Source organism: Mesorhizobium sp. L48C026A00 (assembly GCF_000502375.1).
Lineage (GTDB): Bacteria > Pseudomonadota > Alphaproteobacteria > Rhizobiales > Rhizobiaceae > Mesorhizobium > Mesorhizobium muleiense.
On sequence record NZ_AYWU01000004.1, the window covers coordinates 98793 to 113167 of the forward strand.

Sequence of the window (14375 nt, forward strand, 5' to 3'; positions counted from 1 at the left end):
ATATGCCTCGGGTTCTTGGGCAACCAGGTGAGCCTCGCCATGGGCGCGGACGGCCTGTCCGAATTGACGGAAAGCAGATTTTTGGACGCCTCACGATCGACATATGACCGTCTTCTGAACCTGATTTCGACACGCGCCGCGCAAGTCGGTGTGATCGGGCTGGGCTATGTCGGGTTGCCGCTGGCAGTTGCGATCGCACGCGTCGGCTTCCCGGTTTCCGGCTTCGACATCGAAGCCCAGAAGGTCGAGAGCCTGAACAACGGCCAATCCTACATTGAGGCGGTGACGTCGACAGCCCTTGCCGGCCAGGTGGCGAGCGGACGGTTCCGCGGCACTGCGGATTTTGCCGAACTGGCCGTCTGCGATGTCATCATCATCTGCGTTCCGACACCGCTGACGAAAAACCGTGAGCCGGACCTCTCCTTTGTCAGGAACACGGCAGGCACCGTCGCGAAGCATTTGCGTCTCGGCCAGCTGATCGTGCTGGAATCGACCACCTATCCCGGCACCACCGACGACGTGATCAAGCCGATACTGGAAGAGACCGGCTTGCAGTCGAATATAGACTTCTTCCTCGGTTTCTCGCCCGAACGCGAGGATCCCGGCAACCGCAGCTTTGAAGTCGCGACGATCCCCAAGGTCGTGGCAGGCGACGGCATTGAAGCGGCGATACTCGTGCAGGCTTTCTACCAGGGCGTGGTCAAGACCGTCGTTCCGGTTTCCACCACGGCGACCGCCGAGGCGGTCAAGCTGACGGAAAACATCTTCCGCTCGGTCAACATAGCCCTGGTCAACGAGTTGAAGGTCGTGCTCGGGGCGATGGGCATCGATATCTGGGAGGTGATCGAGGCGGCAAAGAGCAAGCCCTTCGGCTACATGCCCTTTTATCCTGGCCCCGGACTTGGCGGGCACTGCGTTCCGATCGATCCCTTCTACCTGACGTGGAAGGCGCGCGAATACGAAATGCCGACCCGCTTCATCGAGCTGGCGGCAGAGATCAACACGGCCATGCCGCGTCATGTGGTCGATGAACTGGCGAAGGCGCTGGACCAGCGCTGCGGCAAGGCGCTCAGCCGCTCGCGCATTCTCATCATCGGGCTCGCCTACAAGAAGAATGTGCCCGACATCCGCGAAAGCCCCTCGTTGCGGCTCATTGAACTCATCGAGGAATGGGGCGGCAAGGCGGAATTTCACGATCCGCATGTTACCGAGATCCCGACCACACGGGAGCATATGACGATCAAGGGGCGGCGCTCGGTCGAATTGACCGAGGCGGCATTGAAGGATTTCGATGCTGTCGTCATTGCAACCGACCACGACGCGATCGACTATCAGGCGGTCGCTGATCACGCTCTTCTGATCGTCGACACACGCAATGTTTTTGGCCGCCTCGGGCTGGCCCGAGAGACGGTGGTGAAGGCCTGACCGCGTCTGAGCCGGCGAGTTTTTTTGCCCGATGTCAGGATCGTGATTGCACTCCCGCGGCAGCCTCGCCACATAATGCCCCTCGCCGGCTTTTGCCCAAAGCCGGCTTCATTGACTTCGAGGGTCTTATCCCTGGGGTCGTTAGCGGACCGTGTTGGGGCGGATCAAAGGAGAATGGCTCGTCTTCGACGGGTCTCAAGACAGCATGAGCACAGCGCAAGCAGAAATTTCCAGCATTCTCATGGACAAGGTTGCCGATTGGCTCACCCAATCGGCGCTGGCGGGCGACGCCCTGGAAACATTGGTAAAGGGTTTTTGTGAACGGCTGGCTGCTGCCGGCCTGCCGCTGAAGCGGGTGCATTTGAGCTTTTCGATGCTTCATCCGCTTTATGACGCGCTTGGCTTCACCTGGCTTCGCGGCCAGGGCATGGAAGTGGAAGGCTTCCGCAAAGAGGACGGCGCTCATTCTGACAGATTCCTGACCAGCCCATACTACCATCTGCTCAGCAACAAGCTCGACCATCTGCGGCGCCGGCTCGACCCGTCGGTACCGTCGGAATTTCCTGTTTTCGATGACCTCAGGCTTATGGGCGTGACCGACTACATGGCATTCGTGCATCCCTTCAACGGCAATACCAGTCAGGGCATGCTCGGGTCCTGGTCGACCGACAGCGCTGCAGGCTTCAGCGACAGCATGATTTCAGCGCTGCTGCGCATCCAGAACCATCTCGCTATCGCAACGAAGATGGCGGTGCTCACCAAGCTGGCCGACAACATGATGACCACGTATCTCGGCGGCGACGCCGGCAGGCGCGTGCTGGACGGCCAGATCAAGCGCGGCGAGGGCGACACAATCCGGGCCGCACTGGTCATGGCCGATATGCGCGGCTCGACAAGGCTTGCCGAAACTTCCGGCCGCGAAATCTACATCGATACGCTGAACCAGTTCTTCGATGCCATTGCTGCACCTTTCAATCGCAGAGGCGGGCAGATCATGAGTTTCCTGGGGGATGGCTTCATTGCCGTCTTCCCTTGCGAAAGGCACCGCTCGCAGTCCGAGATCGCCTGCCAGGCTGCTCTTGCGGCAGCGCACAAGGCCACGGCGCGCATGAAAGATCTCAATCTGCGCAGAAAGGAGCAGGGATTGGGCGACATAAACTTTGGCATCGGCCTGCATGTCGGCAATGTGATGTTCGGCAATGTCGGGCTTACGGACCGGCTCACATTCTCTGTCTTCGGCTCGGCTGTAAACGAGGTCCAGCGCCTCCAGACCCTGACCAAGAAATATCCGCACAGCGTTCTCGCCAGCAAAGACTTCGCCGGCTATTGCGGCGCCAACAGCTGGCTGACGCTCGGCAACGAGGAACTGGCGGGCGTCAAACAGAAGCTGACGGTGCTTTCACCCGATCTGTCGGGTGCTCTCGCACTCGATGAAGACGGTGCGCTGGAGCCGATTCACGACCGAATATCCGACGCCGAGCAGGTCATGCTGCTTCATCGCGATGCAGCGCGGCTGTCGGCGGCCGACCGGAGGAAGCTCCAGTAACCGCCACGATCTGATCCGAACGCCTTTGGTGCGCAGTCCGGTCGCCGGTTCCGCCAGGGAACTGGCGACCGATTTCGAATCCAAGTTGCTCTGCGCTGCCAATGCGTTAGTCTCGCTTTCTGGGCCCGCCGCCGGGCGGGCTGCCAGAGTGGGGCTGGTGTGAGAATGAATTCGGGTGTTGATCTGCTGCGGATCGAGGATGTTGGCATCTCTTTTGCCATTATCGGCGGACCGTTGCATGCCGTCAGACGTGCAAATCTTCGCGTCTTGCCCGGCAAGGTCACTGCGCTTGTAGGTGAGTCCGGTTCCGGAAAATCGGTTCTCAGCCAGGCAGTGATGGGCATTTTGCCGAACACAGCCCATGTTCGCGGCCGTATCCTGTTTTCCGATCCTGAAAAGCCCGGCACGACGCAGGATATCCTGCAGATGCCGCGTGACGGACCCGAAATCCGGGCGTTGAGAGGCAGCCGCATCGGCAAGATCTTTCAGGAGCCGATGACATCACTGTCGCCGCTGCACACGGTAGGCAATCAGGTAAGCGAATCCCTGCAGATTCATACGCCCATGGCGCGGGCGGAGCGCAAGGCGCGGGCCGAGGAAATGCTCGACCTTGTCGGCTTTCCCAACCCCAAGCGCGCCTATGACATGTATCCGTTTGAACTTTCGGGAGGATTGCGTCAACGCGCCATGATCGCCATGGCGCTTATCTGCCGGCCCGCCCTGTTGATCGCCGACGAGCCGACAACGGCGTTGGACGTCACCATCCAGGCGCAAATCCTGCAATTGCTGCGCGGGCTTCAGGCCAAGCTGAACATGGCGATGCTGCTGATCACGCACGACCTTGGCGTGGTCGCCAATGTCGCCGACGAGGTGGTGGTCATGTACCATGGCGAGATCATGGAAGCGGGACCTGTCGAGGCGATATTCCGCCGGCCAGGCCACCCTTACCTGAAGGGCCTGATGGCAGCCGTTCCGCATTTCGACCTGAAGCCTGGCGAAAGGCTAAAGGCGCTCCGCGAGGTGCCGGTGAATGTCGGGAACCTGCTCGGCAAGCAGACGGCGCCGGCATCGAAGGGGCCGGACGACATCCTGCTGTCGGTCAGGGATCTGACAAAGACCTTCACCATCCGCAAGTCCGGATGGTTCGGCGGAGATCATCAAACCTCTGTTCGCGCCGTCGACGGCGTGAGCTTCGATATCAGGCGGGGTGAGTGTCTGGGTCTTGTCGGCGAAAGCGGCTCCGGCAAAACCACCGTCAGCAAAGTCCTCATGCGGGCTGTCACACCAAGCGGCGGCTCTGTGATCTTCAACGGCAGCGATGGTCCGATCGACGTCCTGGAAGCCGAGGGAGACGCCCTGCGCATGCTGCGCGCGAAAATCCAGATGGTCTTCCAGGACCCGGTTTCGTCGCTTTCACCTCGCATGACGGTGGAGAACATCTTGAGCGAGCCGCTGGAAATCCATCAACGTGGCAATGCCGCGTCCCGACTCGTCACGGTCAAGAGCCTGATGCAGGCAATCGGGCTCGATCCGCGCTTCATAAAGCGTTATCCGCACAGTTTCTCCGGCGGGCAGCGTCAGCGTATCGGCATCGCGCGCGCGTTGGCGCTGGGGCCTGAACTCCTGATCTGCGACGAGCCGGTTTCGGCACTCGATGTCTCCGTCCAGGCGCAGATCCTGAACCTTCTGAAGGACCTGCAGAAGGAACTGGGCCTGACTTACCTGTTCATATCCCACAATCTGGCGGTGGTGGACTACATGGCAGACCGCATCGCGGTGATGTGCGGCGGCCGTATCGTCGAGCTCGCGCCGCGCGAAATTCTGCTTAGGAAACCGGTCCACCCCTACACGCGCTCACTGGTCGCCGCAGTACCTTTCCCCGATCTCGACAGGCCGATGGACTTCAAAACGCTGAAGCTCGACGGCGCTTCCGACACCAGCGCATGGGGACCGCAATTCCGCGACGAGAGCGACAAGGATATGCTGTCGCCGCTCGACCTTGGCGGCGGCCACCTCGTGCTGGCCCGGCGTACGGCCGATGTCAGCGAGTTACGCCATTGATCAGCCGGCGCACCGTCCTTGGACTTATGGCTTCGGCATTTCTGCCGGGCACGTCGCGCGCCGGCGATCTGGAGCCGGAATTTCTTCAGCCGCAGCTGAAGGCCAAGGCGCTGCCGGCACTCGCCGAACGCTTGCCCAAGAGCCCGCGCGCGTTGAACCTCGCCGCGATGGGCCGGCAGCCCGGCCAGTATGGCGGCACGCTGCGCACGATCATCGGCAGCCAGAAAGATATCCGGATGATGACGATCTACGGGTATGCTCGCCTGGTCGGCTATGACGAAAAGCTCAACTTGCAAGCCGACATTCTCGAAAATTTCGACGTAGCGGATGATCGCGTCTTCACTTTCAAGATTCGGGAGGGCCATAAATGGTCTGACGGTAGCCTGCTGACGCCGGAGGATTTTCGCTATTGCTGGGAAGATGTCTGGCTGAACGATGAGCTTTCGCAAGGCGGGCTTGCCCCTGCCCTGCTGGCGAACGCCAAGCCGCCACGCTTCGAGATCGTCGATCCGTCGACGGTCCGCTATAGTTGGGATGCGCCCAATCCCGACTTCCTGCCCAAGCTTGCTGCTGCTTCGCCGCTATCGCTGGTTCTGCCGGCCACCTATCTCAAGCAGTTCCACAAGAAATACCAGGATCCATTTCGGCTCGCCGGCCTGATGAAGGAGAACCGGGCCAAGAAATGGACGCTTCTGCATATCCGCATGTCGCGGCAGTATCGCCCGGAGAACCCGGAACTGCCGACGCTCGATCCATGGCGGAACCGGACCAAGCCCCCGGCCGAGCAATTCGTCTTCGAGCGCAACCCGTTCTTTCATCGAATAGACGAGAATGGCCGGCAAATGCCCTATGTTGACCGGATTGTCATGAATGTCAGCTCGCCGGCGATCATTTCCGCCAAGACCGGTGCGGGCGAGAGCGACCTGCAAAGCATGGGAATTGACTTCACCGACTACTCCTTCCTGAAGGATGCGGAGAAGCGCTACCCGGTGAAGATGCATCTCTGGAAACGCACACAGGGTTCGCGGCTGGCGCTGCTGCCCAATCTGAATTGTGCCGACCAGGTGTGGCGTGGCCTTCTTCGTGACGTTCGCGTGCGCCGCGCCCTTTCGCTCGCTGTGGATAGGCGCGAGATCAATTTGGCCGTGTTCTACGGACTGGGGCAGGAAAGTGCCGATACGGTCCTGCCGGAGAGCCCGCTCTACCGGCCGGAATTCGCGAAAGCCTGGGTCGCCCATGATCCCGACCAGGCCAATGCCCTGCTCGACGAGGCCGGCCTTCAGACGCGTGACGATGAAGGCATGCGGATACTTCCCGATGGACGCCCTGCGCAGATCATAGTGGAAACGGCCGGCGAAAGCACGCTGGAAACCGACGCGCTCGAACTCATCACCGATCACTGGCGCAAGATCGGGATCGCCCTGTTCATCCGGACTTCGCAGCGCGATATCTTCCGCAGCCGCGCGCTTGGCGGCCAGATCATGATGTCGATGTGGTCGGGCATCGACAATGGCGTGCCGACCGCCGACATGAACCCGTACCAGTTGGCCCCAACTATGGACGACCAGCTGCAATGGCCGCTCTGGGGTGCTCACCACTTGTCTCATGGCAAGGTCGGTGAGGCGCCCGATCTTCCGCCTGTGGTCGAGCTGATGGCTTTGCTCAAACGCTGGAAGGCATCGACCGAAGCCACGGAGCGTGCCGAAATCTGGAATTCAATGCTGTCGATCTACACCGATCAGGTGTTTTCGATCGGCACCGTGAACGGAACGCATCAGCCGGTTCTGGCGTCCTCGCGGCTGCGCAATCTGCCTGACAAGGCGCTCTACGGCTACGACCCGACCGCCTATTTCGGTGTCTACATGCCGGATACATTCTGGCTTGGAGAGTCCTGAGCGTGCTTCGATATTTTGTCTGGCGCATTGCCGTGATGGTTCCAACGCTGCTGGTCATATCGGCACTGGTGTTCACGATCATCGAACTTCCACCCGGCGACTATTTCGACAGCTATGTTGCCGAGCTTCGGGCTCAGGGCGAAGCGGTGGATTCCGATCGCATCGAGATGATGCGCAAGGACTATGGTTTCGACCAGCCACCGGTCATTCGCTACTTCTACTGGGTCGGCGGGATGCTGCGCGGCGATTTTGGCTATTCCTTCGAATATGAGCTGCCGGTCCGCGACGTCGTCGGGGACCGAATGTGGCTGACCGTGCTGGTTTCCTTCGTCACGATCATCTTCACCTGGCTCATCGCCTTTCCGATCGGCATGTACTCCGCCACGCATCAATACAGCTGGGGCGACTACGGCCTGACTCTCTTCGGCCTTCTCGGCCTTGCCATTCCGAACTTCATGCTGGCGCTGATCCTGATGTATTTCGCCAACATCTGGTTCGGCACATCCATCGGCCATCTCATGGACCAGCAATATCTCGGCGAGCCGATGAGCTGGGCCAAGGCGAAGTCGATCCTCGCCCATCTCTGGATTCCGGTCTTGATCATCGGCACCGGGGGCACGGCAAGCATGATCCGGCGGCTGCGCGCCAATCTTCTCGACGAGCTACACAAGCAATATGTCGTGACCGCGCGCGCCAAGGGACTTCATCCGTTCAAGGCGCTGGTCAAATATCCGCTGCGCATGGCGCTCAATTTCTTCATTTCCGACATCGGCTCTATCCTGCCGGCCATCATCTCCGGCGCCGAAATCACGGCGATCGTGCTGTCTTTGGAAACGACCGGGCCGATGCTGATCAAGGCGCTGCAAAGCCAGGACATGTACCTGGCAGGGTCGTTCCTCATGTTCCTCGCCTTCCTGACGGTCATCGGTGTCCTGATTTCCGACCTGGCGCTGGCGCTGCTTGATCCAAGAATTCGTTTGCAGGGCGGTAGCACCAAATGAGCACGCATTCGCCGCTGCCCGCTCCGGGTGCTCCGCTGCAACACTACGTTTCCACCGCGCCCTTTGACCTGGAGTCGGTCGAGGCGATGACGCCGGAGCAGTCGAAGGTCTTTCAGGCGTCGCAGTTGCGGCTGATGTGGTGGAAATTCCGGGAGCACCGGCTTGCCGTTATTTCAGGCATATTCCTGGCAGCGCTTTATTTCGGAATACTGATCTGCGAGTTCCTGGCCCCCTACAATCTGCACACGCGCAACATGGACTACATCTATTCGCCGCCGCAGCGGGTGCACCTGTTCCACAACGGCCAGTTCGTCGGGCCGTTCGTTTATGGCCGCCAGATGACGCTGGATATGGACACGCTCAAGCGGAACTACATCGAGAATCAAGATGATGTTCAGCGGATCCGTTTCTTCTGCAAGGGCGACAGCTATCGGTTCTGGGGCCTGATCGAAAGTGACAGGCATTTTGTCTGCCCTGCCGAAAACGGCCAGCTCTTTCTGGCCGGCACTGACAGGCTGGGGCGCGACGTGCTCTCGCGCATCATCTATGGCGCACGCATTTCACTGACAATCGGCCTCGTCGGCATCAGTTTCAGCTTCCTGCTCGGCATCGTCATCGGCGGACTGGCCGGCTATCACGGCGGTATATTCGACCTGATCGTTCAACGGATAATCGAAGTTCTACAGTCAATCCCCAGTATTCCGCTATGGCTGGCTCTGGCGGCGATCATGCCGATAACCTGGAGTCCGATCCTGATCTATTTCGGCATCACCGTCATCCTCGGGCTACTCGACTGGACCGGATTGGCGCGGGCCGTGCGTTCGAAGCTTCTAGCGTTGCGCGAGGAGGATTACGTTCTGGCTGCGCAATTGATGGGCGCCAGAAGCAGCCGCATCATCGGGCGGCATCTCATTCCCGGCTTCATGTCGCATCTGATCGCGACGGCGACGATCTCCATACCCGGCATGATCCTGGGCGAGACGGCGCTGAGCTTCCTCGGGCTCGGCCTGAGGGCGCCGATAACCAGCTGGGGCATCCTGCTCACGGAGGCGCGCAGCGTCAGCGTCATCGCGTTCTATCCATGGCTGCTTTTGCCGATGCTCCCCGTCATTCTCGTCATCCTGGCGTTCAACTTCCTCGGCGACGGCCTGCGGGACGCCGCAGATCCCTACAAGTGAGATCGCTATTCCGCCGCGCGCCGGGCCACCCGCTCCACCCGGTATGATCCTGTCGGCAGCCTGTTCGGTTATTGCAGGGTTCATCGTTCGCCTCTATACGTGCCGGGACGCGATCGGCGGTTAACATGTCGCCCTCGGGTTTCACCCGTGAACCGCTCTGGTCGCGGGCATTGCTGATCTCTTGAGCTGGTTCAGGACACACACGCATATGACTCGCCTTGAGAATTTCATCAGCAGGATGACCGCACAGCGCGACATTCTCGATCAGGTTTGCCCCGAGGTGGCAAAGATGGAAGGGCCGGTGCTCGAACTCGGCCTCGGCAACGGCCGGACGTACCACCATCTGCGCGAGCGCCTGCCCGGACGCCGGATCGTGGTGTTCGACCGTGAACTTAGCGCACACGCCAGCTCAATTCCCGACGCTGAAGACTTCGTGCTCGGCGAAATACGCGAGACGGCGAAGAGGTTCATTGGCATCGACGCGGCTCTCGTTCATGCTGACATCGGCACCGGCTATGACGATCGCGACGCAGTGACCTCTATCTGGCTTCCCGATCTGATCGCGCGCCTGCTTCGCGTCGGCGGCTTCGCGGTCAGCGGCACGCCCCTCGAGCACCCGCTGTTGCAACGCCTCCAGCCGCCGCCTTCGGTGCCCGCCGATCGTTATTTTGTCTGCAGGCGCGTGTGAGGGGCCGAGACGACCCAAACATTTGGCGGCCAAATCTTCGGGGCCAAATCTTCAGGGGATCATAAATACCGCTATCTCCCGCTCGATGCCGCGCAGCGAGACCTCGTGGGGCACGGGCGTCAGCGCGTTCCTGTTCAACAGATCGGCGGTGAGATTGTCGCCGACCACGGCACGAGTGGCGAAGATCGCCTGTGCATTGGCAAGGTTCTGGACCCGCGAAGCAATGTTGACCGTCTGGCCGAAATAGTCCTGTCGCTCGTTCATGGACACGGCGATGCACGGGCCGGCATGGACTCCGATCTTGAGCAGCAGATCCTCGCGCCCGCTCTTGTCGTTGAGCTCACGCATGGCATCGCGCATCCTGAGGGCCGCAGCAATCGCACGATCAGGCGTCGCGAAGGTCGCCATCACCGCATCACCGATCGTCTTGACCACCGCGCCTGCCTCCGCCGCAACGATCTCGTGCAGAACCTGGAAATGCACGCGCACGAGATCGAAGGCCGAAAGATCGCCCACCCGCTCGTAAAGCTCGGTCGATCCGCGCAGGTCGGTGAACAGGAAGGTCAGGCTGGTGATTTTCAGGCGCTGGTCGATGTCGAGCGTATCCGTGCGATAGAGATCGCGGAACGTCTGGTTGGTGAGCAGGCGCTTGGCGGTCAGGAAGGGCCGGCGTTTACCCAGGAGACCATGCAATTCCTGGCCGGCGATGAAGACCGTTGGCAGCACGCGTGTGTCGGTCCTGTTCTCCAGCGAAATGCGCAACGGGCCGGGTTGCATCTCCAGCGTCTGGTTCTGGACATGGTCGCGGTCGAAGACCAAAGAGAGGCTTCGGCGCTCTTTTGTTGGTTCGCCCTTCACGTCGATGAACTGTGCTGAATGGGTGACCGGCTCGAAGACGATGACGAATTCAGACGGAAGCTGTATGGGCAGAACCGCCTTTTCACCGGGGGCAAGCTCGATATCCTCCAGCGAGAACGCTTCGATCTTTTTCGCGAAATCCTCTTCCGGCAGATCGACGCCGGACGCCCAGTAGATCTGGCGGTAATATTCCAGCAAGGGCAGTTCGTGTGGATTGTGGGCGGCAATCCTGCGCACGCGGGGACTGACGGTGAATGTCACCTCGACCATCTCGTCGAGGGTCGGCGAATAGCCCTCGGAGCACAGCGCGCAGGTGTATTCGTCCTTCTGCAGGGTTTTCAGCGTGGCGTTTGTGTCGAGCACGCCGCCACAGCCGGGGCATAGAACATTCCAGGAAATGTCGAAGATGCCTACCCGTGCCGCATGGAGAAAGGCGCTTATGGCGCGTTCCTCGTCGAGGCCATGCTTGCTGGCGAAGGCTGGCGCATTGATGCGGCAAAGTTCGCGGTCCTTGCCCTCCGCGATGGTTCGCTTGATCGCGTCGATTGCCTGCGGATCGACACCGGTCGATTGCCGCAGAAGCGAGAACAGATCCTGAGCTTCGTTCATCGTGCAGGCTCCGGAAAATGCGCCCCCGGAGGCGTCTTTGGTCCCAGTACTCCATCTTACTTCGAAACGCATCCTACGGCCAATCGAATAGATGGGCATGGTGACAGTTCAATTTCCATTCGGCGGATTTTCACCGGCCGCAAGCGGCACTATGATGGTCCATGGGGCATTCATCTTGGGGACTTTCTCCCATGCCGACATCCAACAACCCGCCATTTCCCGCGGCCCTGCGCCTATTCTCTGTGGTGGTCATCATCGTGCTGATCGTAGGCGCCGGCCTGTTTTTCGCGCCTGTGCTGGTCAAGCCGCGCTGGCCTTGGGCCGTCACGCCGTTCAATGCCCGCTTCCTCGGCGGCTTCTACACCGCCGAAATGGTCGTGATGGCGGCGCTGCTGGTCTGGAATCGCTGGTCGCCCGGCAGGCTCGTGCTCGTCATGGCCTTCATCTTCACCGTCATCGTGTCGCTGGCTTCGTTCATCAATCTCGGCTATTTCAACTTCGAGCGCAAAGCGCCCTGGCTCTGGTTTTTGGTCTATCTCGCTTCGGTCGCGGTATCCGGGCTGTTCCTGTGGAGGGCCAAGGCCCGTCCTTCTGCAAAAGGCGTGACCTTAAATCCGGCATGGCGCGGCTACATGCCGGTGGAATCGGCGATCCTTGGGCTCTATGGCCTAGGCCTGTTGCTGTTTCCCCTGACATTCGGCAGCCTCTGGCCATGGCCGATCGATGCCTTCCATGCTCAGGTCTACAGCGCCATCTTCCTGGCCGGTGCGGGCGGTGTATATCTCGTCTGGAGAAGCGCGCCGCGCGAGGAACTGCTGGTGCTCGGCCTGGCGCAGTTTCTCACTGGCCTGCTTGCCATCCTTGGCCTCGTTATCACCGACGCTGCGGTGCACCGGATTGACTGGACAGCGACCAGGACATTGTGCTGGCTCGGCCTTTTCGGCTGGATCGGCATCAGCGGCGTCTTCAAATTCTACGCCGCCTCTCGGTATTTTAGCTCGCAATCGGCGTCATAGGTTGAAGAGACCGCTGGATTTTCAGGTGACGTCCGGTGCATCGTGCCGGGCCGATCGCCTTTGCCGGGAAAGCCATGACCAGCACGACCTCGCCATCCCCAAAGAAAATCCAGCCGCAGCTCCGGTCCGTCCGGCTAAGCGATGCGGAGGCGCTTTGCGCTATCTTCAACATGCCGGGCTTCCGCTGGGGCACGCTCAGGATGCCCTTCGAGATGGTGGAGCAGGTGGAGCGGCGCATCGCCAAGTCCGGCCAGGAAACCACCTGGATCGTTGCCGAGTTGGACGGCAAGGTCGTCGGCCATGGCAGCCTGGTCGTGCAGGGTTCGCCGCGCCGTTCGCATATCGGCGAGATCAATATCGGGCTTGACGATGCCTTTGTCGGCAAGGGCATCGGCTCTGCCATACTTGGCGCGCTGCTTGACGTGGCCGACAACTGGCGCGCCCTGAAGCGAGTCGAATTGACCGTCTTTGCCGACAACGAGCCGGCCGTCCGTCTCTACACAAGCCACGGCTTCGAGGTCGAAGGCTGGCATGTGAAGGCCGGGTTTACCGACGGGCAGTACCACGACCTCCTGAGCATGGCCCGGCTGCGGTTCTGATATCCGCTGTTGTCTGGTCTCCCTTGGCGTTTGCACCGCAAGCGGCTAGACGGGACCAATGACCGCCGTCTTTGACCCAACCCCTACGCCTCCGGTGGAAATTCTGGCGGTGCTGTCGCTGCTCTGCCCGGAAGTCGTGCGTGACATCGAGCAGAACTGGAATGCGCCGGTTTCAGATTATGCCCGCCATGTGTGGCGGCCGGTGGCAAGGCCTGCATCGGGCCCGGCAATCGCTGCCCGCTCGATCCTGCGCGAAGTCCTGCATCAGCGCCTTGAGGTGTTCATGCAGCCCGAAGAGATCGGCAAGGCCCTCGAAGAGTTCGAGCACAGACCGGTGATTCAGTCCGGCCTGCACTGCCTGCTTCTGATGGACCGGATCACCTTCGATGCCCTCCTGCTTGCCTGGCTCGGCGCGGTCGAAAACGGGCTGTCGGCCTTCTTCAGCTTCATGGGAACGACGATGACCATGGAGACAATTGGCCGGGAGGGGCCGGGATGGCTCGATGTCGGCGACGACAAGGTTAACCTGTTTGGAATGGGGCGCCACAAACTGTGCCGCAAAAGCGCCTGCGTGGCCGGTCCCGTCTCCCTCAACAAGCGCGCGCTCGAAGCGGTGGGCGACGAAACGGATGCCAGCCGCTGGCTGGGCACACTGCTTGCCAGCCAGGACAAGGTGTTTGGAACTGCCGCCGATGCGCTGATAGCCCTCAACGAGGATCTGGTCGCCGATTGGGATCGTTCCGGCATGGCCCAGCCGATTTTCATCGATGATCGGCTCGCCGCTTCTGCCATGGCGCGGCATCTGGAACATGACGGCAGCCTTGTTTCCAGGCTGCTCCTTGAGCCCGCAAGGCGCCAGCGTCTCGAACGTGCCTTGCAAGCAGCCGCATCGAGCCCATTTGGCAGGTTCCTGCCCAATGCCACGGCCTATTTCTGGGGCATCCGCGAGGAGCGCGTGCGCAAGCTCGTCCTCGAGAACGGGCACCTGATCGAGCCTGGCAGGCCGCATGGTCTTTCCATTCCGTTCGAGCGGCCGCATCTCAGGCAGGCGCTGCTGGACGGAGTGCTGCTGCCGAACTTGTTCCTGATGTTCCTGGTCCTTGCCATATTGCCGCGCGTGCGAGTTGTGGGCGGCCTGAGACAGATTGGTTATGTAGCGCTTTTCCACTCGATCCTGCTGGCTGCGCTAGATGAAAACGCGCCGGAAGAGCGCGATCTGGCTGCGGAATTGCAGGTTCGGGAAAATGCCTGGGGCATGCGGGTCATCGACGAAAAGATCTCGGTCCGCGAGCAGCTTGCCGGCCTGCCGGAAGGGGCGCTCTTCCCGGCCCTGCTCCGGCAATACCGTTTGCGGACGTTTGCCGAGGCGACCGACGACCTGAAGCTGGTTCGCGAAAACGCCCGATGGCGCAAGATCGGCCAGGCAGAGATCAAGGCGAACTGAGCCTACTTCAGGCTGATTTTCTGGTGCGCAACCGCAAGCGACGGCGATCTATCGG

11 protein-coding genes are annotated in these 14375 nt (G+C 60.7%); 10 read left to right on the forward strand and 1 reads right to left on the reverse strand.

What is annotated here, in order from left to right; all coding sequences use genetic code 11:
- The first annotated feature begins 81 nt into the window (after window positions 1-81).
- The 7 genes from X738_RS51595 to X738_RS51625 all read left to right on the forward strand — a co-directional run bounded on the left by X738_RS51595 (window position 82) and on the right by X738_RS51625 (window position 9794).
- Complete coding sequence (locus tag X738_RS51595; RefSeq protein WP_031254512.1) at window positions 82-1425, forward strand: nucleotide sugar dehydrogenase; 1344 nt, start codon at window positions 82-84, stop codon at window positions 1423-1425.
- Between the two features lie 205 nt (window positions 1426-1630).
- Window positions 1631-2971, forward strand: a complete 1341-nt coding sequence (locus X738_RS51600; RefSeq protein ID WP_023797968.1) for an adenylate/guanylate cyclase domain-containing protein — start codon at window positions 1631-1633, stop codon at window positions 2969-2971.
- 165 nt (window positions 2972-3136) lie between these two features.
- The gene (locus tag X738_RS51605; RefSeq protein WP_023797969.1) at window positions 3137-5032 is read left to right on the forward strand and encodes an ABC transporter ATP-binding protein; all 1896 of its coding nucleotides are present in this window, start codon (window positions 3137-3139) and stop codon (window positions 5030-5032) included.
- Between the two features lie 26 nt (window positions 5033-5058).
- A complete protein-coding gene (locus X738_RS51610; protein ID WP_373420398.1) occupies window positions 5059-6927 on the forward strand; it encodes an ABC transporter substrate-binding protein in 1869 nt (622 codons plus the stop codon).
- A 2-nt stretch (window positions 6928-6929) separates the two neighbouring features.
- The gene (locus X738_RS51615; RefSeq protein ID WP_023797971.1) at window positions 6930-7928 is read left to right on the forward strand and encodes an ABC transporter permease; all 999 of its coding nucleotides are present in this window, start codon (window positions 6930-6932) and stop codon (window positions 7926-7928) included.
- Complete coding sequence (locus X738_RS51620) at window positions 7925-9106, forward strand: ABC transporter permease (RefSeq protein ID WP_031254515.1); 1182 nt, start codon at window positions 7925-7927, stop codon at window positions 9104-9106. Before X738_RS51615 ends, X738_RS51620 begins: the two co-directional genes overlap by 4 nt.
- Before the next feature lie 208 nt (window positions 9107-9314).
- A complete protein-coding gene (locus X738_RS51625; protein ID WP_023797973.1) occupies window positions 9315-9794 on the forward strand; it encodes a class I SAM-dependent methyltransferase in 480 nt (159 codons plus the stop codon).
- 51 nt (window positions 9795-9845) lie between these two features.
- Here X738_RS51625 and X738_RS51630 read toward each other — a convergent pair whose 3' ends face one another.
- Entirely contained in the window at window positions 9846-11261 is a 1416-nt protein-coding gene (locus X738_RS51630) for an adenylate/guanylate cyclase domain-containing protein (protein WP_023797974.1), read from the reverse strand.
- A 191-nt stretch (window positions 11262-11452) separates the two neighbouring features.
- On the opposite strand from X738_RS51630, the gene X738_RS51635 reads away from it, so the two are divergent.
- The 3 genes from X738_RS51635 to X738_RS51645 all read left to right on the forward strand — a co-directional run bounded on the left by X738_RS51635 (window position 11453) and on the right by X738_RS51645 (window position 14320).
- Window positions 11453-12277 carry a hypothetical protein gene (locus X738_RS51635; protein WP_023797975.1) on the forward strand — a complete coding sequence of 275 codons (825 nt, stop codon included), beginning with the start codon at window positions 11453-11455 and terminating at the stop codon, window positions 12275-12277.
- A gap of 74 nt (window positions 12278-12351) precedes the next feature.
- Window positions 12352-12876 (forward strand): GNAT family N-acetyltransferase, encoded by a 525-nt coding sequence (locus X738_RS51640; RefSeq protein WP_023797976.1) that lies wholly within the window; start codon window positions 12352-12354, stop codon window positions 12874-12876.
- A gap of 58 nt (window positions 12877-12934) precedes the next feature.
- Complete coding sequence (locus X738_RS51645; protein WP_023797977.1) at window positions 12935-14320, forward strand: hypothetical protein; 1386 nt, start codon at window positions 12935-12937, stop codon at window positions 14318-14320.
- Window positions 14321-14375: the final 55 nt, after the last annotated feature.